This is a genomic window from Dickeya aquatica, from assembly GCF_900095885.1.
Classification (GTDB): Bacteria; Pseudomonadota; Gammaproteobacteria; order Enterobacterales; family Enterobacteriaceae; genus Dickeya; species Dickeya aquatica.
Window position 1 is genome coordinate 2,484,014 of sequence record NZ_LT615367.1, and the last position, 24,852, is coordinate 2,508,865.

Below are 24,852 nucleotides of genomic sequence, written 5' to 3' on the forward strand. Positions count from 1 at the left end.
CAGCTACCTGATAAATTCCGGGTTGCTGGAAGACGGCGCGCCAACCATCTCAGTTACTGACTAAACCCAGTGAATGAAATGACAGAACGTGACCAACACACCGACAACTTGAAATGTGACGGGTATAAACCGGTATTTCCCTACAGTAACAAGCTCACGACAAAACACGTCGTTTACAGAGAGATTAAGCTATGATTTTAGAGACATTCAATTTACAGGGCAAAGTGGCACTGATCACCGGTTGTGATACCGGTCTGGGTCAGGGGATGGCGGTTGGTCTGGCCGAGGCAGGCTGTGATATCGTCGGCGTTAACATCGTCGAGCCAAAAGAAACCATCGAAAAAGTCACCGCCCTGGGTCGCCGCTTCCTCAGCCTGACCGCTGACATGAGTGATATCTCCGTCCATGCTTCACTGGTGGAAAAAGCCGTCGCAGAATTCGGTAAAGTGGATATTCTGGTTAACAACGCCGGTATTATCCGTCGTGAAGATGCCATCGAGTTCAGCGAAAAGAACTGGGATGATGTCATGAACCTGAACATCAAGAGCGTATTCTTCATGTCTCAGACCGTTGCCCGTCAGTTCATCAAGCAAGGTCACGGCGGCAAAATCATTAACATCGCCTCCATGCTCTCTTTCCAGGGTGGTATCCGGGTTCCTTCTTACACTGCATCGAAGAGCGCAGTGATGGGGATCACTCGTCTGTTGGCTAACGAATGGGCGAAGCACAATATCAACGTTAACGCCATCGCCCCCGGCTACATGGCGACGAACAACACCCAGCAGTTGCGTGCCGATCAGGATCGCAGTAAAGAAATCCTTGACCGCATCCCGGCGGGTCGCTGGGGTCTGCCGCAGGATTTGCAGGGCCCGGCCGTGTTCCTGGCTTCCAGCGCTTCTGACTATATAAACGGTTACACCATTGCCGTTGATGGCGGCTGGCTGGCACGCTAAGTTTTTACAAAAGTCTTATTATAAAAACTTTTGTGATCGAAGGCACAATTATCAATTGTGCCTTTCTTTTATCTATCAGTACGTTAATTGTCACCCACCTCTTCCATACTGTTTCCCAAACGTCCAAAAAAAATTTTCAAAACAACGTTCCGACTCTGATCACACTTTCGATAATCATCGCATGACGGATACGGAAATTGCGCAATATAATCAATCAAAACAATGTTTCTATTTATAAGGAACTGTTTCGCTCAGTTCTGTAAGAAGGTACTCCATGAGTATTTTTACCGATTTGAACACCAGCAGAAAATCGCAAATTGACCAATGGCTCTGTGCCGTAAACAGCCATATTGAAAAGATCCAGCAATATGGTCATAGCACCGTGAATCCGACGCCCCTGTTAGCGGATGGGTTTGAAATAAAAACCCTGCTGCCGGTGGTGTGGAAATTTCCTGATGGTCATGATGCACCGATAGCTAATTTTGCCAGCCAGCAAAATTGGCTTCGCTTGCTAATATCTATGAGCGCGGTCACAGAAACAGAAAAATATCGCCAGCATGCCGTATCGCAGAGTGAATATTTTTTAAATCATTTTGTTGATGAGAATAGTGGCCTTTTTTACTGGGGTGGCCATCGTTTTATTAATCTGGACTCGTTAGCCAGTGAAGGGCCGGAATCTAAATCCCTGGTTCATGAATTAAAACATCACCTGCCCTATTACGATTTCTTGTATCAGGTCGATGCACAAAAAACTGCGCATTTTATTCAGGGCTTCTGGAATGCGCATGTTGAAGACTGGGATTGCCTGGATTTAGGCCGCCACGGCGATTACGCCAAACCTCGTGATCCAAGCGTCTTTTTGCACCCGCATCATGATGTCGTCGACCCGTCGAAGTGGCCAGAACTGCCGCTCACCAAAGGGTTGACGTTCGTCAATGCAGGCACTGATCTTATCTATGCGGCCTTTGTTTATGCACGCTATACCGGTGATGCCAGCGCGGCGGCATGGGGAAAACACCTCTACCGCCAATATGTACTGGCACGTAATCCTGAAACCGGGATGCCGGTATACCAATTCAGCTCACCACTTCAGCGCCAGCCGGTACCCGCAGATGACAACCAGACGCAATCCTGGTTCGGCGATCGCGCAGCGCGTCAGTTTGGCCCCGAATTTGGTGCTATTGCCCGCGAAGCGAATGTTCTGTTTCGTGACATGCGCCCGCTGCTGATAGACAGCCCGCTGGCCATGCTCGATATCCTGCGTCACCAGCCGGATGCCGACATCCTGACATGGGTGATTAGCGGTCTGAAAAGCTACTATCAGTTCGCCTATGATGTTGACAGCAACAGCCTGCGCCCGATGTGGAATGACGGCCAAGACATGACTGGCTACCGTTTTGTGCGCGATGGCTATTACGGTAAAGCCGGTACGGTTTTGAAACCGTTCCCACTGGAAGGCGATTATCTGCTGCCGCTGGTACGCGCCTGGGTACTGAGCGGTGATGATGAACTTGATACGCTTATCACCACCATGTTGACCCGGCTTGAAAAACAGGGAATCCATCAGTCAGCATCGCCATTCCTGTTGCTGGCCATCATCGAACTGGCTGAGGCCAAACAATCAGCCCAATGGGCAGAATATGCCTGGCAGATGGCAGAGATCCTGTTTAAGCGTTATTTCCATCATGGCCTATTTGTGCGTTCTGAACATCATCGCTACGTGCGTCTTGATGATCCGTTCCCGGTGATTTTACTGACAATTATCGCTGCCTGTAGAAATAAATGGGCAGAGATCCCCACCGTGTTAACCCAAGGGGGATATATTCATGGAGACTATCGAATGAATGGCGAAAATCGCGTGATCTACGATACCGAATTCATTTACCCGGAAAAATCAATCGGCTGATTTTATTTTAAAGATTCACCATTACAAAAGTAGGTAGGTAGGCATTATGAATGAAAACAGAATGCTGGGGCTCGCTTATATCTCCCCCTATATAATAGGGTTGATAGTTTTTACGGCTTTCCCCTTTCTTTCATCGTTTGTACTCAGTTTTACTGAGTATGATTTAATGAGTCCACCCACATTCACCGGTTTAGAAAACTATCACCGGATGTTTATGGAGGACGACCTTTTCTGGAAATCCATGGGAGTTACCTTTGCATATGTCTTTTTAACCATTCCATTAAAACTGATTTTCGCACTGTTGATCGCTTTCGTGCTGAACTTCAAATTGCGGGGAATCGGTTTCTTTCGTACCGCCTATTACGTGCCGTCCATTCTCGGCAGTAGTGTGGCCATTGCGGTATTGTGGCGCGCACTGTTCGCCATTGACGGCCTGCTGAATAGCTTTATCGGTGTATTCGGCCTTGACCCGGTTAACTGGTTAGGTGAACCGGCACTGGCTCTGATGTCCGTTACCCTGTTGCGTGTCTGGCAGTTTGGTTCAGCGATGGTGATTTTCCTGGCTGCACTGCAAAACGTACCACAATCGCAGTACGAAGCGGCCATGATCGATGGTGCATCAAAATGGCAGATGTTCATGAAAGTGACTGTGCCACTGATAACACCGGTGATTTTCTTTAACTTCATCATGCAAACCACGCAGGCGTTCCAGGAATTTACCGCCCCCTACGTGATTACCGGTGGTGGCCCAACCCACTACACTTATCTGTTCTCACTCTACATTTACGATACTGCGTTTAAGTATTTCGATATGGGTTATGGTGCTGCACTGGCTTGGGTGCTGTTCCTGGTCGTGTCTATTTTCGCGGCTATCTCCTTCAAGTCATCTAAATACTGGGTGTTCTATTCCGCCGATAAAGGAGGAAAAAATGGCTGATATTCATTCCCCGTTGTCTGCGCAGGATATCGCTGCGGCAGAAGTTCGCCGCACGTTACGTCGTGAAAGAATTAACGCAGGCATCCGTTACACCATTCTGCTGGCTGTCGGCGTTCTGATGCTCTATCCGCTGGCCTGGATGTTTTCGGCATCGTTTAAGCCGAACCATGAGATTTTTACGACGTTGAGCCTGTGGCCAACACACATCACCTGGGATGGTTTTATTAACGGCTGGAAAACCGGTACGGAGTACAACTTCGGTCACTACATGATTAACACCTTCAAGTATGTGATCCCGAAAGTGCTGTTGACGGTAATTTCCTCCACTATCGTTGCTTATGGCTTTGCACGGTTCGAAATTCCGTGGAAGAACTTCTGGTTCGCCACGCTTATCGCCACCATGCTGTTACCCAGTACCGTATTGCTGATCCCGCAATACATCATGTTCCGTGAAATGGGCATGCTGAACAGTTATCTGCCACTGTATGTGCCGGTCGCGTTTGCAACACAAGGGTTCTTCGTCTTCATGCTGATCCAGTTCCTGCGTGGTGTACCGCGCGACATGGAAGAAGCCGCACAGATTGACGGCTGTAACTCCTGGCAGGTGCTGTGGTATGTGGTTGTCCCTATTTTGAAACCGGCCATCATTTCGGTCGCTCTGTTCCAGTTCATGTGGTCAATGAACGACTTTATCGGCCCGCTGATTTATGTTTACAGCGTGGATAAATACCCGATTGCGCTGGCTCTGAAAATGTCTATCGACGTTACAGAAGGCGCACCGTGGAACGAAATTCTGGCAATGGCGAGTATCTCCATTCTGCCGTCCATCATCATCTTCTTCATGGCGCAGCGCTACTTCGTTCAGGGCGTTACCAGCAGCGGAATTAAAGGTTAATTGAGGATTTATCATGGCTGAAGTCATTTTCAACAAACTGGAAAAAGTCTACTCCAACGGTTTCAAAGCCGTACACGGTATCAACCTGACTATCAAAGACGGCGAGTTCATGGTCATTGTCGGCCCGTCTGGCTGTGCCAAATCCACGACCTTGCGTATGCTGGCAGGTCTGGAAACCATCAGCGGTGGTGAAGTCCGTATCGGCGAGAAAATTGTAAACAACCTCGCGCCGAAGGATCGCGGTATTGCCATGGTGTTCCAGAACTATGCGCTCTACCCGCACATGACCGTGCGTGAAAACCTGGCGTTTGGCCTGAAACTGAGCAAAATGCCGAAAGAAAAAATTGATGCCCAGGTTAACGAAGCCGCCAAGATTCTGGAGCTGGACGAACTGATGGATCGCCTGCCACGCCAGTTGTCGGGTGGCCAGGCACAGCGTGTGGCAGTAGGCCGCGCGATTGTGAAAAAACCCGATGTCTTCCTGTTCGACGAACCGTTGTCTAACCTGGATGCTAAACTGCGTGCTTCAATGCGTATCCGTATTTCTGACCTGCACAAGCAGTTGAAGAAAAGCGGCCACCCGGCAACCAGCGTTTATGTCACACATGACCAGACCGAAGCCATGACCATGGGTGACCGTATTTGTGTGATGAAGCTCGGTCATATCATGCAGGTGGATACACCAGATAATCTGTACCACTTCCCGAAAAATATGTTCGTCGCCGGTTTCATCGGTGCACCGGAAATGAACATCAAAGCGGGTAAATTGCTGCAAGAAAATGGACAAATTCACCTGCAAATTGGGCAATACGCCATGAGCCTGAATCAAGGCAAGCAGGATAAAGTTCGTGATTATGTTGGCAAAGAAATTTGTTTTGGCGTGCGCCCGGAATATGTCACGGTATCGGAAACCCCCTTTGACGGCGACCATTTCCAGGGTGAACTGGTACGTGCTGAAAATATGGGTCACGAGTTTTTCATGTATATCAAAGTAAACGACTTTGAATTAACCAGCCGTATGCCTTCGGATGAGGCACGCGCGATTATCAATAATGGACTGAACCGCCAAGTGTATTTCCAGTTTGATATGGATAAGTGCCATATCTTTGATGCAAAAACAGAACAAAATATTTCTCTTTAACAGGAGTAAACCGATGAAAAAAGTAATCCTACGCGCGTTAATTGCTTCATCTCTGGCTCTGATGGCGCATTCCGCCTTTGCTGAAGAGCAGGTTGATCTGCGTATGTCATGGTGGGGTGGGAATGGCCGCCACCAGGTAACACTGAAAGCCATTGAAGAATTCCAGAAAAAGTACCCGAATATCAAGGTAAAAGCGGAATACACCGGCTGGGATGGCCACCTTTCCCGTCTGACCACGCAGATTGCCGGTAACACTGAGCCGGATGTAATGCAGACAAACTGGAACTGGTTGCCGATTTTCTCCAGAACGGGCGACGGTTTTTATGACCTGAACAAAGTGAAAGATGTGCTGGACCTCAGTCAGTTTGATGCCAAAGAACTGCAAGGTACTACTGTTGATGGCAAACTGAACGGCATTCCGATTTCTGTAACCGCTCGCGTGTTTTATTTCAACACCGAGACCTGGAAAAAAGCCGGTTTAAGCTACCCGAAAAACTGGGATGAATTACAGAACGCCGGTAAAGTCTTCAAAGAAAAATTGGGTGACCAGTTCTACCCGCTGGTGCTGGAGCATCAGGACTCACTGGCGCTGCTGAATTCTTACATGATACAGAAGTACAATATCCCGGCGGTGGATGAGAAAAATAAAAAATTCTCCTATACCGACGAACAGTGGGTTGAATTCTTCCAGACTTACAAAAAACTGGTTGACGCACATGTTATGCCATCGACGAAATACTATGCGTCTTTCGGCAAGAGCAACATGTATGAAATGAAGCCCTGGATTGCGGGTGACTGGGGTGGCACTTATATGTGGAACTCCACCATCACCAAGTACTCCGATAACCTGCAACCACCCGCTAAACTGGAACTGGGCGCTTACCCAATGCTGGCGGGCGCGAAAGAAGCAGGCCTGTTCTTTAAACCGGCACAGATGCTTTCTATCGGTAAATCCAGTAAACATCCGAAAGAAGCCGCTATGTTGATCAATTACCTGCTCAACAGCAAAGAAGGGGTTGATGCGCTCGGGCTGGAGCGTGGTGTACCATTAAGCAAGTCAGCCGTCACACAGTTACGTTCAGCCGGCGTTATTAAAGATAGCGATCCGTCCGTGGCGGGTTTGAATCTGGCGTTGTCCTTACCACATGAAGCCAAAACATCGCCTTATTTTGATGACCCGCAGATTGTTGCGCTGTTCGGTGACGCTATTCAGTACATCGATTATGGCCAGAAATCTGTTGAAGAAACGGCAAAATACTTCCAGCGTCAGGCTGACCGTATTTTGAAACGCGCCATGAAAGAATAAGTAAAAATATAAACCTTAGCTTGTTGTTTATTTCAAGCCCCGTCTAACAGCGGGGCTTTTTTATTAAAAATGAAACATAATGACGTACTCTGTCGATCATGGTCACAATTTGAAATCATTTTGAATTTATTGTGAATTCAGAGGATCAAGATCACAAAACAAATTTAAATAATCCATAAAATAGAACTTGTTCAATAAGAACACATCGATTTGTTTTTATTTTTTCTTTATCTATATGTATGTAGGGAAAGCACAATGAAGATTAAATTATTATCTCTGGCTATTGCCTCTCTGGTTAGCGTTAATGCTCTGGCTGTATCCATCGACTACCGCCATGAAATGACGGATAACGCTAAAGTTGGACATAAAGACCGGCTGTTAATTTCTCATCGTTTTGCTAATGGTTTTGGATTATCTTCCGAAGTCAAATGGGCCCAATCCGGCAGGGATAACAACCCAAACAAACCATTTCATGAACAAGTCAGTAATGGAACCGAAGTCGTTGCCAGCTACGTGTATAAAATTAATGATATGTTCTCGATTGAACCAGGTTTATCTTTAGAATCAGATAGTAATGCAAATAACTATCGTCCATATCTGCGTGGAAAAGTAAACATTACCGAAGATCTCTCTGCTTCACTACGTTATCGCCCTTATTTTAAACGCATGAGTGGCAATATTAACGTGGTCACTAATGGTGTAGCCAAAGATACCAGTGAAAGCGGTTATAACCTGACGGCAAATATTGCCTATAATTTCTTGAAAGATTACTCTGTCGAGTATGAACTGGATTATAAACACTCAACCAAGGCTGGTTCTGAATACTTCCAGTCCGATAAAGAAAACTACAAGTTTGAGCACGATGTCAAACTTGCATATAAAATTGATAAAAACTGGAAGCCATATATGGCAATTGGTAACGTCCCCGGTAATAAAAACACCGACGAACGCCAAACCCGCTATCGCGTTGGCTTGCAATACAGCTTCTAATTTTGCACTGTCCGTGGCACCTGAAATAAGGTGCCAAAATGGGTGAACATGTTGTCGGCAATATGATAATATGAACATCTGGGTTAATACCTGACGGAGATTAACCAATCCATCAATTCGTCGTTAAAATTTCTGTGTCCATGTCCCTTGCCGGGATTGATATTATTCGCCACTTTGGGTAAACATTTTATTCTCTTCGATAAGATGTTTACCTTTTTTTTATTCCTCACATACTCATGATGACATAACCTCCGCATCGCCAGAAATGACGCTTTTTTCGGCTTAATCCCATAAAAGGTAAAACGAGAATAATACCCGCCATCCTCTCAGCAGTAAAAAAACGATCCGCTTCTCAATTTAAGCTATATGCCCTTTTACGCACGCTTCACCAAAAGAGTATGATTTCTGCTATCACCAGCGAGGGGGATCGCGTGAAAAAACCTATGCGTCCCCCTCGCCTGTTATGGATATCAATAATGAACCAGCGAGTGGAATATTATGCGTAGAAATATGCGTCAAAAAAGGATATTAGCAACTCTCTTCGCGTTATCGGTTAGTCAGGTTGCGCATGCCGAAATGACTTTTCCTGTCTGGCCGCAAGGCGATGCGCCCGGCGCAATAACCTCTTCCGTCCAGCAGATGACCACTGAACGCAGTAAAGACCCTTCCCTGCCCGATCGCGCCGTAACCGGTATACGCCGCCCGGAAATCACGGTTTATCTGCCTGAAAAACCCAATGGGATTGCACTGCTGGTTACACCTGGTGGCTCTTATCAACGCGTGGTACTGGATAAAGAGGGAAGCGATCTCGCCCCCTTTTTCAATCAACAGGGCTACACCTTATTTGTGATGACGTATCGCATGCCCGGTGAAGGTCATCAGGAAGGTGCAGATGCACCACTGGCGGATGCACAGCGGGCCATTCGCACCCTGCGCGCCCAGGCTACGCAATGGCATATTGACCCGCAACGCATTGGTATTATGGGCTTCTCCGCCGGTGGGCATGTTGCCGCCAGCCTGGGAACGGGCTTTGGTCGCACGGTATATTCGCCACAGGATGATATCGATAAAGTCAATGCACGCCCCGACTTCATGGTTTTGATGTACCCGGTTATTTCTATGCAAGAGGCCATCGCTCATGCAGGTTCACGCAACGCATTAATTGGCGCGCATCCCGATAGTGTACAAATTGAGCGTTATTCGGCAGAAAAACAGGTAACGGAACAAACACCGCCCACCTTCCTGGCTCATGCCATCGACGATCCTTCGGTTGTCGTTGATAACAGCCTGGTCATGCTGGCCGCATTAAGAGCCCATCATGTTCCGGCGGAAATTCACCTGTTTGCTCAGGGAAAACATGGCTTTGGTATCCGTGGCACGGTCGGATTACCTGCCGCACACTGGCCTTTGCTCGTCGATAGCTGGATAAAATCGCTACAACTGGATAAACGTTCAAGTAATCAAACAGATAAAACATAATACGTTACACTGTCATCCCTTTCGCAGCCCATGACAATCTTTTATACTGTATAAAATGACAGTTTTTTTTGAGAAAGTTCATGACTGCGGAAGGCCATCTCCTGTTTGCTGTTGCCAGCGCTATCTTCGCTAAAAAAGCAGAATTATCCCCCGCACTGGCAACGGGAGACTGGTGGCATATCATTCCTGCGGCCCTGCTCACCGCGCTCTTGCCTGACATTGACCACCCCAGTTCAGTGCTCGGCCAGCGTTTGAAATGGATTTCGGTTCCTGTGTCCAGGCTATGTGGCCACCGGGGTTTCACCCACAGCCTGCTGGCCATTCTGGCTGGCGTATATGTTATTCGCACCCGGCTTCCCGCTGACTGGCCATTACCCGCAGATGTTTATCACGCCATGATTGTCGGGTATCTCAGCCATATTGCGGCCGATATGCTGACCACTGCGGGTGTACCACTGTTATGGCCTTGCCGCTGGCGTTTTCGCCTACCGTTACTCAATAGCAATAAAGGCAACCAGTTTGAGCGAGTACTGTGTCTTGGTCTGATAATCTTTATGTTATGGCAACCTCAGCAACCGCTCGAAACCTGGTCTCGCAGTGAACCCGTAAAGCGAGTACACCAGTGGGGATGGCAGTTGCGCCAGTTACTGCTGCCGTGATTGACTGCCCTTTTGTTATTCCATTCTCATAGGTCAATGTTCCCCATCCCTATAACATCGGCATAAAAGACCTGCTATTCTACGCGCCGGTCATGCTGTGTTGGCCGTTATCATCAAAACAGGAGAAGTGGGATGAATTTTCCGCTGATAATAAATGTGGTTATTTTTGCTGTACTGCTCATCGCCTTAGGGTATGGCAGTCAACGAAACGGCAGCCTGTCGCGCAATGTATTGCTTGGGCTGGTCATCGGGGTGCTATTTGGTCTGGCCTTGCACCTGGTTTATGGTGATGACAATCTGGTTATAAAACAATCGATTGCCTGGTTCAACATCGTTGGCAACGGGTATGTGCAGTTGTTGCAGATGATCGTCATGCCGCTGGTGTTCGTATCGATTCTTAACTCGGTCGCCCGCTTACATAACGCCTCTTCCCTGGGAAAAATCAGCCTGCTGTCACTGGGAACCCTACTGCTGACAACCTTCATCGCCGCGCTGATCGGTATTGTTGTCACAAACCTGTTCGGTCTTACTGCATCAGGCCTGGTGCAAGGAGCACAGGAAAACGCACGCCTGTCCACCCTTCAGACCAGCTACATTGGCAAAGTCGCCGACTTAAACGTGCCTCAGTTGCTGTTGTCATTTATCCCTAAAAATCCGTTTGCCGATTTGACCGGTGCTAATCCCACCTCGATTATCAGCGTGGTTATTTTCGCAGCTTTTCTGGGTGTCGCCGCTTTGCAGCTACAAAAAGAGCACGCCGAGAAAGGCCAACAGGTCTTAAGCGCCATCGAAACGCTCCAATCCTGGGTCATGAAGCTGGTACGTCTGGTGATGCGCCTGACACCCTATGGTGTCATGGCACTCATGACCAAAATGGTCGCCAGCTCCAATCTGCAAGATATCCTGAAACTTGGCGGATTTGTGGTTGCCTCCTACCTTGGCCTGGCCCTGATGTTTGGTGTCCATGCCGTGCTGTTAGCCTTGACCGGCATTAACCCGGTGCGTTTTTATCGCAAGATTTGGCCCGTACTGAGCTTCGCGTTTACCAGCCGCTCAAGCGCGGCGACTATTCCACTGAATATCGAAGCGCAAACGCGCCGCATTGGCGTACCGGAGTCAATTGCCAGTTTCGCGGCCTCGTTTGGTACAACCATCGGGCAAAATGGGTGTGCCGGTCTTTACCCTGCCATGCTGGCCGTCATGGTTGCGCCAACCGTGGGGATAAACCCTCTTGACCCACTATGGATAGCCACCCTCGCCGGTATTGTTACGATAAGCTCTGCGGGTGTCGCCGGTGTTGGCGGTGGAGCCACCTTCGCAGCGCTGATAGTGCTACCGGCGATGGGATTGCCCGTCACGCTGGTGGCACTGTTGATCTCGATTGAGCCGCTGATTGATATGGGACGTACTGCACTTAACGTCAGTGGCTCGATGACAGCTGGCACCGTGACCAGTCAATTGCTTAAACAGACAGACAAAGCCGTATTCGATCAAGATGATCAAGCGGCATTAACATCTCGCTGATCCACACATCGACACGCTCATCCATGCCCGGCCTTCGCTGTGGCATGGATAGTGTTTGTCAGGAATAGACATTCACGTTCTTTCTTATCCACCCAGGCAGCCTAACTGGCTGATAGCTGGTGAAAAAGCCCCCGCTTCGCTGTAAATCCCCTGCTTTCGCTTGTTCTTTTGCCCAGCCGGAATTAACTTTAGTCTCTGGCGATGTGAATAATTATTCTGTCACATCAACCATTTCAGGAGAGGGCGACATGTCACTACAGCGAGAAATCATTGCAGCACTCGGTGTGAAAAGCACCATTGACCCGGCACACGAAATTCGGGTGAGTGTGGATTTTTTAAAGCATTATCTGAAAGCACACCCGTTCGTCAAAAGCCTGGTGCTGGGTATTAGCGGCGGTCAGGACTCAACACTGACCGGCAAACTTTGCCAGACAGCTATCACCGAACTACGGGCCGAAACCGGAAAAACAGATTATCAGTTCATTGCGGTCAGGTTGCCTTACGGCGTGCAGGCGGACGAGCAGGATTGCCAGGATGCGATTGCCTTTATCCAGCCCGATCGCGTCCTGACGGTAAATATCAAGCCTGCCGTCGATGCCAGCGAAGCGACACTGCGCGATATAGGTATTGAATTGTCAGATTTCATCAAAGGTAACGAGAAAGCCCGCGAGCGTATGAAAGCCCAGTACAGCATTGCAGGTATGAACGCCGGCCTGGTTGTTGGCACCGACCATGCTGCCGAGGCGGTAACGGGCTTTTTCACCAAGTACGGCGATGGCGGAACCGATATCAACCCGATATTCCGGCTTAACAAGCGCCAGGGCAAAGCGCTGCTGGCGCTACTGGGTTGCCCTTCTCATCTTTATACCAAGGCCCCCACAGCGGATCTCGAAGATAATCGCCCCGCGCTACCCGATGAGATGGCATTAGGCATTACCTACGAGAAAATCGATGACTATCTGGAAGGAAAATCGCTTGAGCCGTTAGATGTAGCCATCATTGAAAGCTGGTATCGCAAAACCGAGCACAAGCGCCGCCCACCGGTTACGGTTTTTGATGACTTCTGGCGCTGATAGCGCCAGCCAATGTGCGGGTGAAGGCATCAGCGCCCGCACGTTTTATGGTGTGACAAAGACACCCTCATTTCACTTACCGGGGACATCATGACGCTTCACCGCGCGACGCTTGCGGGGCTACTGGCAATTGCACTGTGGAGTACATCCGTCGGCCTCATCCGCAGCCTGAGCGAATCATTGGGAGCCCTCGGCGGTGCCGCGATGATTTACACCACCAGCGCACTCTGCCTGTTTCTTTTTGGTCACCGCGTGTCACTGCGCTCACACGATAAAGTTTACCTGTTACTCGGCGGTGTATTGTTTGTCAGTTATGAAATTTGCTTTTCACTATCGATTGGTCTGGCTCAAAACCGAGCGCAGGCGATGGAACTGGGGATGGTGAACTATTTATGGCCCTGCCTGACGATATTGTTTTCACTGTTTATCAATCAGCAAAAAAGCCGCCTGGGACTGTGGCCCGGTTTAGCACTCTCTGTCACCGGTATTTTGTGGATATTAAAAGGCGATGGAGCCTGGTCTGCCGCGTTAATGTGGCAAAATATCAGCGCTAACCCACCGGCCTACGGCATGGCGCTGATAGCAGCATTAGTCTGGGCACTCTACTGCAATATTTCCCGCCGCTTTGGCGCAGGAAAAAGCGCAATCGCGCTTTTCTTCAGTATCGTCGCGGCCATTCTCTGGTTGCAGTACCTGGTCAGCGCATCAATACCGCTGGTTTTCTCATTACGAACCGGGCTGGAATTGCTGTTTATCGGCAGCGCTACCGCGCTGGCTTATGCGGCCTGGGACTTCGGCATCCAGCAAGGTAATCTGGCACTCCTGGCAACCGCCTCCTATTTCACGCCAATACTCACCACACTGATAGCCGCACTGTGGTTGCACACTCTTCCCGGAGCAGCATTCTGGCAGGGGGTAGTGATGGTAACAGGAGGCTCGTTGCTCTGCTGGCTGGCCACGCGAACGATCGATTAATCCGCGCCAGCGCAAAGTTCCAACCAAAAGTTGCATATAAAATATAATTTAAACCCTGTTTATTGGCGCGTAATGAATAATGACTCGTCCTTCTGGCAAACGTATTCAACGGGAAATGCGCACTGTTCAGGCCATGCTGAAACTCTATGAGCGGGCTTTTCCGGCACCAGCCGATGATGTGACCTATTACGTCACTCTGCGTGACTATGCGTTTAACCGGCTAACGAAATGTATCTACGGCGAGGAGAAACCGGCCTGTAAGCAATGTCCGGTACACTGTTATCAACCTGCGAAGCGTGAAGCTATCAAAGCCGTGATGCGCTGGGCCGGGCCCAGAATGTTAATTCATCACCCGATTTTGGCGGTTCGCCACCTGTTAGATGACCGCAAACCAGCCCCTGCCAGAGCCGTACGCCAGCGTATAGCGAAACATGATGACTCAAATTGTCGCCCATGATTTCCAGACAATTCTGGGCACACAAACGCGACTCTTAGCCACAGTGATAGGGAACTGCCCCCAGCCAACTCAAGGCAGCAGCGTATAAAAAAAGGCCGCGGGAGCGGCCTTTTTGTTAAATCAGGACACTTTGGGTGACGCGTTTTCTACCCTGCTTTTCAACTTCTGCCCTGGTCGAAACGTCACTACGCGGCGCGCCGTAATCGGAATATCTTCACCGGTTTTCGGGTTACGCCCCGGGCGCTGGTTCTTGTCTCGCAAATCAAAATTGCCAAACCCCGACAATTTGACCTGCTCACCATTCTCCAAAGCCCGACGAACTTCTTCGAAAAACAACTCGACGAGCTCTTTGGCATCCCGTTTGCTGAGCCCAAGCTTTTCAAACAGGTATTCAGACATTTCAGCTTTAGTAAGCGCCATAGGTTAATCCCTCAAGGATGCTTGGAATCGCTGTTTTAGTGCTGCTACACATTGCGCAACGGTAGCGGCAATTTCCTCTTCTGCCAGTGTACGAGCGGTATCCTGCAATACCAGACTGATAGCCAGACTCTTATACCCTTCGGCTACGCCCTTACCTCGGTACACGTCAAATAAGTTTACGCCAACTAACTGATTTGCGCCAACTTTCTTGCACTCGGACAAAATATCGCCCGCAGGCACATTTTCAGCCACGACAACAGCGATGTCACGACGGTTAGCCGGGAAACGAGAGACCTCTTCTGCCACAGGAAGGGCGCGTGCAGCCAACGCTTCCCACAGCACCTCGAACACCACGGTACGACCATTCAAATCGAGCTTGCGCTCAAGCTCCGGGTGAACAACCCCAATGAACCCAATGCGTTCACCCGCCAGATAAATCGCAGCACTCTGCCCTGGATGTAATGCCGGATGGGCTTCACCACGGAACTCTACTGCCGATAGCTTCCCGGTTAACGCCAGTACAGCTTCCAGGTCACCTTTTAGGTCATAGAAGTCAACAGCCTGACGAGCCAGATTCCAATGCTCTTCATAGCGTGTTCCCGTGATGACCCCTGCCAGCATGGTTTCCTGTCGAACGCCTAAGTCTGCCGTGGCATCCGGGACAAAACGCAGGCCGCTTTCAAACAGGCGCAGGCGACTTTGCTGGCGATTTTGGTTGTACACCACCGCAGACAGCAACCCACTCCAGAGCGACAAGCGCATAGCAGACATTTCCACCGATATCGGGCTTGGCAGAATCAGCGCCTCTTCACCCGGATGAATCAATGATTGTACTTTCGGATCCACGAAACTGTATGTGATGGCCTCCTGAAAACCGTGGTCAACCAGCAACGTTTTCACACGCTTAAGTGACAAGCTTGCCTCACGATGCTGTGTCATTTTAAGCGGAGCTTGAGTCGGAATGTTCGGAATATTGTCATAACCGTAAATACGGGCGACTTCTTCAACCAAATCTTCCTCAATCGCCAAGTCAAAACGCCAGCCTGGCGCGCTCGCCTGCCACCCTTCGGCTGTTTTTGTCACCTGGCATCCCAGGCGATGCAGGATATCGCTGACTTTATCATCCGCAACAACGTGACCTATCAGGCTATCAAGCTTGGTACGACGCAGAGTTATCGTTGGCAGAGCCGGCAGATGTACATCATTGGTCACATCCACCACCGGGCCTGCTTCACCACCACAAATATCCAACAACAGGCGGGTTGCCCGTTCCATTGCCTGACACTGCAACGTTGAGTCTACACCACGCTCATAGCGATGAGAGGCATCAGTATGCAGGCCATAACGGCGCGCCCGACCGGTGATAGACAGCGGATTAAAATAGGCACACTCGAGCAACACATTCTGCGTTTCGTGATTCACGCCAGAATGCTCACCACCAAAAATACCGCCCATTGCCAATGCCTTTTGATGATCGGCAATCACTAGCGTGTCTGCACTCAGGGTTGCTTCGTTACCATCAAGCAGGCGCAGTGTTTCCCCTTCTTTGGCCATACGCACCACAATGCCGCCTTCAAGACGCTCAAGGTCAAAAGCGTGCATCGGCTGGCCGAGTTCCAGCAATACATAGTTGGTGACATCCACCACCGGATCGATAGAGCGGATGCCACACCGACGCAGCTTCTCGCGCATCCACAACGGTGTCGCTGCCTTAACGTTAATCCCTTTCACCACGCGTCCCAGATAACGCGGGCATGCCTGTGGCGCATCAACACGAATCGGAAAACGTTCATCAATGGTTGCTGCCACCGTCTCAATGGCCGGTGCATTCAGCGGCAGGCTATTTAGCACCGCCACATCACGAGCAATACCCATAATCCCCAAGCAGTCAGCTCGGTTAGGCGTTACACTGATTTCAATCGTATTGTCATCAAGTTTCAGGTATTCACGGATATCCGTTCCCAGCGGCGCATCCGCGGGTAATTCGATAATGCCATTGTGATCATCGCTAATGCCCAGCTCGGAAAACGAACACAGCATCCCTTCAGAAGGTTCACCGCGCAATTTCGCTGCCTTGATTTTAAAATCACCCGGCAATACTGCACCTACTGTCGCGACCGCCACTCTGAGCCCCTGACGGCAGTTCGGTGCGCCGCACACGATATCCAGCAGGCGCTCACCACCGACATCAACTTTGGTAACACGCAGTTTGTCCGCATTAGGATGCTGGGCACACTGCACCACTTCCCCAACCACCACACCATGAAACGCGCCCGCCACCGGCTCAACGCCATCGACTTCAAGGCCCGCCATGGTAATTTGTTCAGATAAGGCTTCGCTGCTGATAGCTGGGTTAACCCATTCCCGTAACCAGAGTTCACTGAATTTCATCTTGATATTCCTGCCTTATTTAAACTGTTTGAGGAAGCGTAAATCGTTTTCAAAGAAAGCGCGCAAATCCGTCACGCCATAGCGCAGCATGGTCAGGCGCTCCATACCCATACCGAAGGCAAAACCGGAGTAAACTTCCGGGTCGATACCCACGTTACGCAACACGTTCGGGTGCACCATGCCGCAACCCAATACTTCCAGCCATTTGCCATTTTTCCCCATGACATCCACCTCTGCTGAAGGTTCGGTGAAAGGGAAATAGGACGGACGAAAACGCACCTGCAAATCTTCCTCAAAGAAGTTGCGCAAAAAATCATGCAGCGTCCCTTTCAGGTTGGTAAAGCTGATGTTTTTATCGACGATCAACCCTTCCATCTGGTGGAACATTGGAGTATGCGTCTGATCGTAATCATTACGGTAGACACGCCCTGGCGCGATAATACGTATTGGCGGTTGCTGTTGCTTCATGGTGCGAATCTGCACACCGGAAGTCTGAGTACGCAGCAAACGTGTTGCGTCGAACCAAAACGTATCATGATCGGCGCGAGCCGGATGATGGCCTGGAATATTCAGTGCATCGAAATTATGGTAGTCATCTTCGATTTCCGGGCCTGACGCCACAGAAAAGCCCAGCTCGCCAAAGAAGGTTTCTATGCGATCAATGGTGCGGGTAATTGGATGCAAACCACCATTTTCAATCGTTCTTCCAGGTAAAGAAACATCTATGGTTTCTGCCGCCAGACGCGCATTCAGTTCCGCGCTTTCCAGCGATTGTTTACGTGTGTTCAGGGCCTCCTGCACGTCCTGCTTCGCCTGATTGATGACGGCTCCTGCGGCAGGACGCTCTTCAGCAGGCAGTTCGCGCAGCGAGGTCATCTGTAGGGTTAAGTGACCTTTTTTGCCCAGAAACTCGACGCGCACTGTCTCTAGTGCACTAACGTCCCCGGCTTGTTCTATGGCTGTTCTGGCTTGGGCAACCAGTTCTGCGAGATGTTGCATTGCATTCCTCTTCTTCTGCCTGTACGGCCGACAATCATGATTGGAAAGATACGGTTATCAGTTACGCCAAACGCCTTTTCGGCAGGCATTAGTCCAATAAAAAAGCCTCCACGAGGGAGGCTTAGGCGCTACTTTTCGTTTCTTTTCTTACGCGCAAAGCCCCCGATGTTCAGGCGCTAAAGTAAAAAAAGAAACGGAAAATAGCAGTGCACATACTTGCGTTACCTTATTGTTGTCTGGCTGATTACAGTCTAACCCGTTGACAATATACCAATCTTGCTTGCTCTGAAAGCTTTTCATCCACTAATCACAGGACGTTATAAGATGTCAACTGACACTAAAGACGAAAAGAGGGAGACAAGCTCCCTCTTTCAACTGGCTTACGCCAGAGCTGATTTCGCTTTTTCAACCAGTGCGCTAAAGGCCACTTTGTCGAACACGGCGATGTCAGCCAGAATCTTACGGTCAATTTCTACAGAGGCTTTTTTCAGGCCGTTGATGAATTTGCTGTAAGACAAGCCATTCTGGCGGGCTGCTGCATTGATACGTGCAATCCACAGCTGGCGGAACTGACGCTTACGCTGACGACGGTCGCGGTAAGCATACTGACCAGCTTTGATTACTGCCTGGAAGGCAACACGATAAACGCGCGAACGGGCACCGTAGTAACCTTTCGCTTGTTTCAGGATCTTTTTGTGACGTGCACGAGCAACCACACCACGTTTTACGCGAGCCATATGCTCTCTCCTAAAGTCTTATTCTGGATTAAAAAAAGGTTACTTATGCGTAAGGCAGACATGCTGCTACCAGGCCCAGATCTCCTTTGGAAACCATGGCTTTGGGACGCAGATGACGTTTACGCTTAGTCGCTTTTTTGGTCAGAATATGACGCAGGTTAGCATGCTTACGCTTGAAACCGCCGCTGGCGGTTTTTTTGAAGCGTTTAGCGGCGCCACGTACTGTTTTAATCTTTGGCATTGTTATTTCCACTTCGCATTGTTAAACAATGAATCAGATAAGGCGAACCCTTACTACACGGTACAAAAACCGTGCAGTAAGAATTACTTGGATGCCTTACTGTTTCTTCTTCGGTGCCAGCACCATAATCATCTGACGTCCTTCGATCTTGGTAGGGAACGATTCAACGACAGATAATTCACTCAGATCATCACGAATGCGGTTAAGCATTTCGATACCAATCTGCTGGTGCGCCATTTCACGGCCACGAAAACGCAGCGTGATCTTGGCTTTATCACCATCTTCCAGAAAGCGAATCAGGTTGCGCAGTTTGACCTGATAGTCGCCATCATCGGTACCAGGCCGGAATTTGATTTCCTTGACCTGAATAACTTTTTGCTTCTTCTTCTGTTCTTTGGTGGCCTTACTCTTCTCATAGAGGAACTTGCCGTAATCCATGATTCGGCAAACCGGCGGCTCGGCGTTCGGGCTAATTTCAACTAAATCAACACCTGCTTCCTCAGCTTTCTCTAACGCTTCATTCAGGCTCACAATACCGATCTGCTCGCCATCAACACCCGTCAGACGTACCTCTTGTGCGCGAATTTCTCTGTTGATGCGATTAGGACGCGCTGGTTGAACTCGTTTTCCGCCTTTAATACCTTATTCCTCCAACTGATGAAGACTACGGCTGCGAATCTCTTCTTGCAGCTTCGTGATTACTTCACTGACGTCTAGACTTCCCAAATCCTTGCCTCGGCGGGTACGGACAGCCACTTTGCCTGCCTCAACCTCTTTATCACCACAAACAAGCATATAAGGAACACGCCGTAAAGTGTGCTCGCGGATTTTAAAGCCTATCTTCTCATTTCTCAAGTCCGCTTTGACACGAATACCCGCATCTTGCAATTTTCTTGTCAATTCGGTGACATATTCTGACTGACCATCAGTAATATTCATCACCACCGCCTGCACCGGAGCTAGCCAGGTTGGGAAGAAACCGGCGAACTCTTCGGTCAGAATACCAATAAAACGCTCCATCGACCCTAAAATAGCGCGATGGATCATCACCGGAACCTGACGTTCATTACTCTCGCCCACATAGGACGCACTCAGGCGACCCGGCAGGGAGAAGTCGAGTTGCACCGTACCACATTGCCAGGCGCGATCCAAACAATCGTGTAGCGTAAACTCGATTTTCGGGCCGTAAAATGCCCCTTCACCTGGTTGGTACTCGAACGGTATATCGTTCTCCGTCAAGGCAGCAGCGAGGTCTTCCTCTGCTCGATCCCACAGTTCATCACTGCCGATACGTTTTTCAGGCCGGGTAGAGAGTTTCACCACGATTTTCTCAAAACCGAAGGTGCTGTACATGTCGTACACCATTCGGATGCAGCTGTTCACTTCAGTGCGAACCTGCTCTTCGGTACAGAAAATGTGGGCATCATCCTGCGTAAAGCCACGTACACGCATCAACCCATGCAACGAGCCTGATGGTTCATTACGGTGGCAACTACCAAACTCAGCCATGCGTAATGGCAAATCGCGGTAGGACTTCAACCCCTGATTGAAGATTTGCACATGACCCGGGCAGTTCATCGGTTTAATACAATATTCACGGTTTTCTGATGATGTCGTGAACATGGCCTCTTTGTAGTTTTCCCAGTGGCCTGTCTTTTCCCACAGCACCCGGTCCATCATGAAAGGGCCTTTGACTTCCTGGTATTGATATTCTTTAAGCTTCATACGTACAAACGCTTCCAGCTCGCGGAAAATCGTCCAGCCATCGTTATGCCAGAACACCATACCCGGTGCTTCTTCCTGCATGTGGTATAAATCTAATTGCTTGCCTATTTTGCGGTGATCGCGTTTAGCCGCTTCTTCAAGACGCAGCAAGTAAGCACCCAGTTGCTTCTTATCAGCCCACGCCGTCCCATAAATACGCTGCAACATTTTGTTTTTGCTGTCGCCACGCCAGTAAGCACCGGACGTTTTCTGCAATTTAAAATGATGACAGAAACGCATATTCGGCACATGCGGGCCACGGCACATGTCGATATATTCTTCGTGATGATAAAGCCCTGGGCTATCATCACGGCCGATGTTTTCATCCAGAATCGCGACTTTATAATTCTCATCGCGCGCGACAAACACATCTCGCGCTTCCTGCCAGCTGACTTTTTTCTTGATAACGTCGTAGTCTTTATCAGCCAGCGCATGCATCCGCTTTTCTAACAAATCCAGATCGTCTTGCGTCAAGGTATGATCCAGATCCACATCGTAATAAAAACCGTTGTCGATAACCGGCCCGATCGCCATTTTGGTATCCGGCCATAGCTGCTTGATGGCATGCCCTAAAAGATGCGCACAGGAATGGCGGATAATCTCCATTCCGTCGTCATCTTTGGCAGTAATGATCGATAATTGAGCATCGGACGCTATCGGGTCACAGGCATCGACCAACTCACCATTGACTCGCCCGGCGATACAGGCTTTAGCAAGCCCTGGGCCGATATCAAGTGCGACGTCAAGCGCAGAGACAGCATGGTCATAGTGACGCTGGCTGCCATCAGGAAGCGTAATAACAGGCATGTTAATTCCCTTATTTGCAGTGGTGACCCACACGAAAGATCACATGCAAAAGATAATCTCGTTCAATTGAAATGGTCGGTGGAAAAGGATTTAACCCACAATTGTTAAATCAGTTCCCCCTGTTTTCAGGCAGAAAATCAGAAGCGATGACGTCTTAACGCATGCCCCTTTCCGCTGATGGCGTAGAGTAGCACCATGCTTATCATGATGCTACCCGTCATACATGCAAGAGAAATGCAACACTATCAAGAACACCGGGCAAATATAGCCAGCAGGCTTACCCAAGCAATGACCGGCTATACATGCCAATCAGCGCTCTGGGATCATATCTTTAAATAGCGCATTCACCTCGGTGTCGACAGGTTCATGCGCCGGTTCGGCAATAGCTTGAGCTTGCTCTTCAGGTTGTGTTTCAGCAGATGGCACCAGTGATTGCAGTAATGCAATTTGCTGTTTCTGCTGCTCGACGATGTCGTGCAGCAAACGAATCTGCTCATTAGCCCGCACACTGGCTCGATTGATGAAAAACCAGACCAAAATGATCAGCAACACAATCAGCGCAACAAAAACCACTTCCAGCATGTTTGAAACAAAACTACTCATGTTCAAAATCCGTACTCAACCTGACTTAGCCGCGCATTCTAACACTGACGAACCAGATAATTCGATACCAAGGCGTTTATCAGGCTATAGTTATGCTCTTTTTATAAAAAAGCCCGTCATTAAGACAGGCTCTTTATAGCAAGTCCATGTTCAGAATGGGTAATCATGGTATCCCATTTGATCGGAAATATTGCGTGCAGCAGTGTGCAACATGGCCACATATTCATCTTTGTTCTCTTCCGAGAAGCGAATCGTCGGAAACGAGATACTCAACCCCGCAATAACCACCCCAAAACGATCAAATACCGGCACAGCGATACAACGAAGCCCCTCTTCCTGCTCTTCATTATCTTCACCGTATCCCTGCTGGCGAACCAAATCGAGCTGAGGCAGTAACTCTTCTGTTCCACCAATGGTTTTTGGTGTACTCCGTTTAAACTCAACCTCAGTGAGGATTTCTTTAACTTCTTCGCGATCGCGCCAAGCTAATAGCACTTTCCCAATCGCGGTACTGTGTAGCGGATTGCGACGGCCAATACGTGAATACATGCGCAGATTGTACATAGAATCAATCTTGTGAATGTACACAATACTATCTTCATCCAACGCACCCAGATGGATTGTCTCGCGCGTCAGCGCCGACAGCTCGCGCATTTGAATATCTGCACTACGAATCAAATCGACGTTTTGTAGCGCTTTGGCACCAAGCTCAAACAATTTCAGCGTCAGAGAGTACTTCTCTGATTCACCTTCCTGGGCAACATAGCCCAAAGATTTCATTGTTTGAAGGAAACGATAAACGGTACTTTTAGACATCATTACACGCTGTGAAAGTTCGGTAATACCAATCTCACGCTCTTCGCCTAATGCCTGCAAAATACCAAAGACCTTTAAGACAGATGACACGGAATCGGGTTGCTTATCTAAATCTGCAATAGCCATTTTTGTGGTTACCCTACGAAGTTTTTTTTGTTTTAAAAAAAATAGAACTGTTGTTTTAGTATAAAGGGAACGCTTTGAATATGGCAATCAGGCATTGCTACCACCAGCAAATCCACTACGTGCTGTTCCCTGTAACGCAGCCTGGCTAATCATCATTTGATCATAAAAACAAAAAAGCCGCCCCTCGCGGGTACGGCTATAGGGATGACTACTGCCACACGGAGTCAGGCACGTTGGCCAGATACAGAGCAGGTTTGCCATCAACATCGGATGTAAACAGAATTTGTTTATCATCAGGCGTAAAGGACGGATGGGGATGCGTTACCTGGCGATCGCCTTCCAGCACTTCCCATGAGGTGTTGTGCTGGGCAACCTGGAAGTGCTTACCACTTTTCATATTGAAAACATACAAGAAGGGGTCGTTCTCTATCTTGTATCCGCCATTGTCTTTCACATCAACGGGTGCATTACAGCCATCACCGACCATCAGCGAGCCATCATGGTTACTCATCAGGTGTGAGCACGGCGGCATCTCCGTCAACTGACGATTTTCGAGCGTAACGGGGTCAACGCTACAAATAAAGCGGTTTGTGCTGCCTTTAAGGTAAGAGACGTAAGCCAGAGCGGAACCATCTGGAACCCAGAATTCGTGCGTACAGCTTTCACCCGGCGCATGCTCTTTCACTTTGCGCATATTGGAACCGTCTTCATTGATGAACCACATGCGAGCATCAACCAGATCGTGTGGACCTTCATGACAGAAGGCAACCGTGTTGTCATCACCCGGACGATAGATAGGGTGCCCCAGCCACTGTTTTTCCTGCAAAATGGTCGTTGCTTCGCCCGTTTTCAGATCAATGCGAATCAAACGGCAACACGGATTGGTGAAATAAAACTCCTGAAATTTTTTCCAGTCAGTCAGTGGTTGCCAATCCTCTTTCTTAATTTCGATACCGACCATTTTGGTACAGTCAGAGTTAGCCACCCAGGTACCGTATCCAACCCAGTCATCAGGCACCTGATAGATATTGGTTTCTTCAAGCGTATTCAGATCAACACGCATTAAATTACGCACGTTTTTCACGTAGTAAAGCGCATCATCATCAGGAGAGAGGAAGCCACCAAACGTATTGTCACCCGTTCCTTCTGTTAATTGCGTTGCCTGCTGAGTTTTCAGATCTAACAGGTAATAGTTCCATGGGCCATCGAACGCACCACCGAATAACAGCTTGCTGCCATCATTGGAAAAACACTTCTGATAGAAATAGGTGCGGTGGCAGATGACATCAGGAGGAGTGAGACGCACCACTTCGGTGCCAGTAACGGAATCCTGGTATGTATGGAACGTGAAAGAGAGCTTTTTACCTTTGGCCATCTGTAAATCCTTAGCGCTTATCGTGAAAAATCAGACGTCACCAGATGTAAAGATAACTTTTCATCCCGGCGAAACGCCTTTGTTATACCGGCATTGTAGAAACAATGTTTCATTTTTCCGTGATCGTGGTTTTATTTTATAAAACATTCCATCGTTTTTCACTGACTGTTTGCGCTGGCACAAGATTATTTTATCTGAAATTGATTTTGCACATGCTGCTGACCAGATACCAAAAGACGCAAAAAACAAAGGCCCGAACGGGCCTTTGAATGGTAGAT

24 protein-coding genes and 1 other annotated feature are annotated in these 24,852 nt (G+C 49.0%); of the genes, 13 read left to right on the plus strand and 11 right to left on the minus strand.

The features are described from left to right. Nucleotides 1-191: 191 nt before the first annotated feature. From kduD to DAQ1742_RS11225, 13 genes are all read left to right on the plus strand, one after another. On the plus strand, nucleotides 192-953 hold the full coding sequence (gene kduD / locus DAQ1742_RS11165) for a 2-dehydro-3-deoxy-D-gluconate 5-dehydrogenase KduD (RefSeq protein ID WP_035341622.1): 762 nt from the start codon (nucleotides 192-194) through the stop codon (nucleotides 951-953). Nucleotides 954-1,227: 274 nt separating this feature from the next. Further along, nucleotides 1,228-2,859, plus strand: coding sequence for a pectate disaccharide-lyase PelW (gene pelW / locus DAQ1742_RS11170; protein ID WP_035341620.1), 1,632 nt, complete (start codon nucleotides 1,228-1,230; stop codon nucleotides 2,857-2,859). A gap of 46 nt (nucleotides 2,860-2,905) precedes the next feature. Further along, nucleotides 2,906-3,796: a carbohydrate ABC transporter permease gene (locus tag DAQ1742_RS11175; protein WP_035341618.1), complete on the plus strand. Its 891-nt coding sequence runs from the start codon at nucleotides 2,906-2,908 to the stop codon at nucleotides 3,794-3,796. Further along, on the plus strand, nucleotides 3,789-4,691 hold the full coding sequence (locus tag DAQ1742_RS11180; protein ID WP_035341616.1) for a carbohydrate ABC transporter permease: 903 nt from the start codon (nucleotides 3,789-3,791) through the stop codon (nucleotides 4,689-4,691). Before DAQ1742_RS11175 ends, DAQ1742_RS11180 begins: the two co-directional genes overlap by 8 nt. Nucleotides 4,692-4,704: 13 nt before the next feature. Continuing rightward, complete coding sequence (locus DAQ1742_RS11185) at nucleotides 4,705-5,832, plus strand: ABC transporter ATP-binding protein (RefSeq protein ID WP_035341614.1); 1,128 nt, start codon at nucleotides 4,705-4,707, stop codon at nucleotides 5,830-5,832. Nucleotides 5,833-5,845: 13 nt separating this feature from the next. Next, complete coding sequence (locus DAQ1742_RS11190; protein ID WP_035341612.1) at nucleotides 5,846-7,138, plus strand: ABC transporter substrate-binding protein; 1,293 nt, start codon at nucleotides 5,846-5,848, stop codon at nucleotides 7,136-7,138. 255 nt (nucleotides 7,139-7,393) lie between these two features. Then, on the plus strand, nucleotides 7,394-8,128 hold the full coding sequence (locus tag DAQ1742_RS11195) for an oligogalacturonate-specific porin KdgM family protein (protein ID WP_035341610.1): 735 nt from the start codon (nucleotides 7,394-7,396) through the stop codon (nucleotides 8,126-8,128). 510 nt (nucleotides 8,129-8,638) lie between these two features. Beyond that, a complete protein-coding gene (paeX, locus tag DAQ1742_RS11200) occupies nucleotides 8,639-9,607 on the plus strand; it encodes a pectin acetylesterase PaeX (protein ID WP_035341608.1) in 969 nt (322 codons plus the stop codon). Nucleotides 9,608-9,687: 80 nt separating this feature from the next. Then, nucleotides 9,688-10,266 carry a metal-dependent hydrolase gene (locus DAQ1742_RS11205; RefSeq protein WP_067486910.1) on the plus strand — a complete coding sequence of 193 codons (579 nt, stop codon included), beginning with the start codon at nucleotides 9,688-9,690 and terminating at the stop codon, nucleotides 10,264-10,266. 132 nt (nucleotides 10,267-10,398) lie between these two features. Then, a complete protein-coding gene (locus DAQ1742_RS11210; RefSeq protein WP_035341606.1) occupies nucleotides 10,399-11,790 on the plus strand; it encodes an L-cystine transporter in 1,392 nt (463 codons plus the stop codon). A gap of 248 nt (nucleotides 11,791-12,038) precedes the next feature. Continuing rightward, nucleotides 12,039-12,863: an ammonia-dependent NAD(+) synthetase gene (gene nadE / locus DAQ1742_RS11215; RefSeq protein ID WP_035341604.1), complete on the plus strand. Its 825-nt coding sequence runs from the start codon at nucleotides 12,039-12,041 to the stop codon at nucleotides 12,861-12,863. A gap of 90 nt (nucleotides 12,864-12,953) precedes the next feature. Then, on the plus strand, nucleotides 12,954-13,838 hold the full coding sequence (yddG, locus tag DAQ1742_RS11220) for an aromatic amino acid DMT transporter YddG (RefSeq protein ID WP_035341602.1): 885 nt from the start codon (nucleotides 12,954-12,956) through the stop codon (nucleotides 13,836-13,838). Between the two features lie 79 nt (nucleotides 13,839-13,917). After that, nucleotides 13,918-14,295 carry a nitrous oxide-stimulated promoter family protein gene (locus DAQ1742_RS11225; protein WP_035341600.1) on the plus strand — a complete coding sequence of 126 codons (378 nt, stop codon included), beginning with the start codon at nucleotides 13,918-13,920 and terminating at the stop codon, nucleotides 14,293-14,295. A 120-nt stretch (nucleotides 14,296-14,415) separates the two neighbouring features. Here DAQ1742_RS11225 and ihfA read toward each other — a convergent pair whose 3' ends face one another. The 11 genes from ihfA to ogl all read right to left on the minus strand — a co-directional run bounded on the left by ihfA (nucleotide 14,416) and on the right by ogl (nucleotide 24,574). Further along, nucleotides 14,416-14,715: an integration host factor subunit alpha gene (gene ihfA, locus DAQ1742_RS11230; RefSeq protein ID WP_035341598.1), complete on the minus strand. Its 300-nt coding sequence runs from the start codon at nucleotides 14,713-14,715 to the stop codon at nucleotides 14,416-14,418. A gap of 3 nt (nucleotides 14,716-14,718) precedes the next feature. After that, complete coding sequence (gene pheT / locus DAQ1742_RS11235) at nucleotides 14,719-17,106, minus strand: phenylalanine--tRNA ligase subunit beta (RefSeq protein WP_035341596.1); 2,388 nt, start codon at nucleotides 17,104-17,106, stop codon at nucleotides 14,719-14,721. 15 nt (nucleotides 17,107-17,121) lie between these two features. Continuing rightward, the gene (gene pheS / locus DAQ1742_RS11240; protein ID WP_035341594.1) at nucleotides 17,122-18,105 is read right to left on the minus strand and encodes a phenylalanine--tRNA ligase subunit alpha; all 984 of its coding nucleotides are present in this window, start codon (nucleotides 18,103-18,105) and stop codon (nucleotides 17,122-17,124) included. Nucleotides 18,106-18,200: 95 nt separating this feature from the next. Beyond that, nucleotides 18,201-18,325 (minus strand) — a sequence feature (Phe leader region). Further along, nucleotides 18,275-18,319: a pheST operon leader peptide PheM gene (pheM, locus tag DAQ1742_RS11245; RefSeq protein ID WP_145916237.1), complete on the minus strand. Its 45-nt coding sequence runs from the start codon at nucleotides 18,317-18,319 to the stop codon at nucleotides 18,275-18,277. It overlaps the preceding feature by 45 nt. Nucleotides 18,326-18,485: 160 nt before the next feature. Next, nucleotides 18,486-18,842: a 50S ribosomal protein L20 gene (gene rplT, locus DAQ1742_RS11250; protein WP_012769671.1), complete on the minus strand. Its 357-nt coding sequence runs from the start codon at nucleotides 18,840-18,842 to the stop codon at nucleotides 18,486-18,488. Nucleotides 18,843-18,885: 43 nt separating this feature from the next. Further along, complete coding sequence (gene rpmI / locus DAQ1742_RS11255) at nucleotides 18,886-19,083, minus strand: 50S ribosomal protein L35 (protein WP_012769670.1); 198 nt, start codon at nucleotides 19,081-19,083, stop codon at nucleotides 18,886-18,888. 96 nt (nucleotides 19,084-19,179) lie between these two features. After that, nucleotides 19,180-19,722: a translation initiation factor IF-3 gene (gene infC, locus DAQ1742_RS11260; protein WP_071604073.1), complete on the minus strand. Its 543-nt coding sequence runs from the start codon at nucleotides 19,720-19,722 to the stop codon at nucleotides 19,180-19,182. A 3-nt stretch (nucleotides 19,723-19,725) separates the two neighbouring features. Next, nucleotides 19,726-21,654: a threonine--tRNA ligase gene (gene thrS / locus DAQ1742_RS11265; protein ID WP_035341590.1), complete on the minus strand. Its 1,929-nt coding sequence runs from the start codon at nucleotides 21,652-21,654 to the stop codon at nucleotides 19,726-19,728. Between the two features lie 309 nt (nucleotides 21,655-21,963). Further along, entirely contained in the window at nucleotides 21,964-22,236 is a 273-nt protein-coding gene (locus tag DAQ1742_RS11270; RefSeq protein WP_371327843.1) for a YebO family protein, read from the minus strand. Nucleotides 22,237-22,407: 171 nt separating this feature from the next. After that, nucleotides 22,408-23,199, minus strand: coding sequence for a DNA-binding transcriptional regulator KdgR (gene kdgR / locus DAQ1742_RS11275; protein WP_067486907.1), 792 nt, complete (start codon nucleotides 23,197-23,199; stop codon nucleotides 22,408-22,410). 208 nt (nucleotides 23,200-23,407) lie between these two features. Continuing rightward, nucleotides 23,408-24,574, minus strand: coding sequence for an oligogalacturonate lyase (gene ogl, locus DAQ1742_RS11280; RefSeq protein WP_035341582.1), 1,167 nt, complete (start codon nucleotides 24,572-24,574; stop codon nucleotides 23,408-23,410). Nucleotides 24,575-24,852 lie beyond the last annotated feature (278 nt).

Excerpts from the sequence above, each read along its gene's own strand:
- DAQ1742_RS11270 (WP_371327843.1), bottom strand. The coding sequence starts at position 22,236 with ATGCTGGAAGTGGTTTTTGTTGCGCTGATTGTGTTGCTGATCATTTTG.
- ogl (WP_035341582.1), bottom strand. The coding sequence starts at position 24,574 with ATGGCCAAAGGTAAAAAGCTCTCTTTCACGTTCCATACATACCAGGAT.
- DAQ1742_RS11175 (WP_035341618.1), top strand. The coding sequence starts at position 2,906 with ATGAATGAAAACAGAATGCTGGGGCTCGCTTATATCTCCCCCTATATA.
- thrS (WP_035341590.1), bottom strand. The coding sequence starts at position 21,654 with ATGCCTGTTATTACGCTTCCTGATGGCAGCCAGCGTCACTATGACCAT.
- pelW (WP_035341620.1), top strand. The coding sequence starts at position 1,228 with ATGAGTATTTTTACCGATTTGAACACCAGCAGAAAATCGCAAATTGAC.
- DAQ1742_RS11195 (WP_035341610.1), top strand. The coding sequence starts at position 7,394 with ATGAAGATTAAATTATTATCTCTGGCTATTGCCTCTCTGGTTAGCGTT.
- rpmI (WP_012769670.1), bottom strand. The coding sequence starts at position 19,083 with ATGCCAAAGATTAAAACAGTACGTGGCGCCGCTAAACGCTTCAAAAAA.
- rplT (WP_012769671.1), bottom strand. The coding sequence starts at position 18,842 with ATGGCTCGCGTAAAACGTGGTGTGGTTGCTCGTGCACGTCACAAAAAG.
- kdgR (WP_067486907.1), bottom strand. The coding sequence starts at position 23,199 with ATGGCTATTGCAGATTTAGATAAGCAACCCGATTCCGTGTCATCTGTC.
- DAQ1742_RS11210 (WP_035341606.1), top strand. The coding sequence starts at position 10,399 with ATGAATTTTCCGCTGATAATAAATGTGGTTATTTTTGCTGTACTGCTC.
- yddG (WP_035341602.1), top strand. The coding sequence starts at position 12,954 with ATGACGCTTCACCGCGCGACGCTTGCGGGGCTACTGGCAATTGCACTG.
- kduD (WP_035341622.1), top strand. The coding sequence starts at position 192 with ATGATTTTAGAGACATTCAATTTACAGGGCAAAGTGGCACTGATCACC.
- nadE (WP_035341604.1), top strand. The coding sequence starts at position 12,039 with ATGTCACTACAGCGAGAAATCATTGCAGCACTCGGTGTGAAAAGCACC.
- DAQ1742_RS11225 (WP_035341600.1), top strand. The coding sequence starts at position 13,918 with ATGACTCGTCCTTCTGGCAAACGTATTCAACGGGAAATGCGCACTGTT.
- DAQ1742_RS11180 (WP_035341616.1), top strand. The coding sequence starts at position 3,789 with ATGGCTGATATTCATTCCCCGTTGTCTGCGCAGGATATCGCTGCGGCA.
- DAQ1742_RS11185 (WP_035341614.1), top strand. The coding sequence starts at position 4,705 with ATGGCTGAAGTCATTTTCAACAAACTGGAAAAAGTCTACTCCAACGGT.
- pheT (WP_035341596.1), bottom strand. The coding sequence starts at position 17,106 with ATGAAATTCAGTGAACTCTGGTTACGGGAATGGGTTAACCCAGCTATC.
- paeX (WP_035341608.1), top strand. The coding sequence starts at position 8,639 with ATGCGTCAAAAAAGGATATTAGCAACTCTCTTCGCGTTATCGGTTAGT.
- pheS (WP_035341594.1), bottom strand. The coding sequence starts at position 18,105 with ATGCAACATCTCGCAGAACTGGTTGCCCAAGCCAGAACAGCCATAGAA.
- DAQ1742_RS11205 (WP_067486910.1), top strand. The coding sequence starts at position 9,688 with ATGACTGCGGAAGGCCATCTCCTGTTTGCTGTTGCCAGCGCTATCTTC.
- ihfA (WP_035341598.1), bottom strand. The coding sequence starts at position 14,715 with ATGGCGCTTACTAAAGCTGAAATGTCTGAATACCTGTTTGAAAAGCTT.
- DAQ1742_RS11190 (WP_035341612.1), top strand. The coding sequence starts at position 5,846 with ATGAAAAAAGTAATCCTACGCGCGTTAATTGCTTCATCTCTGGCTCTG.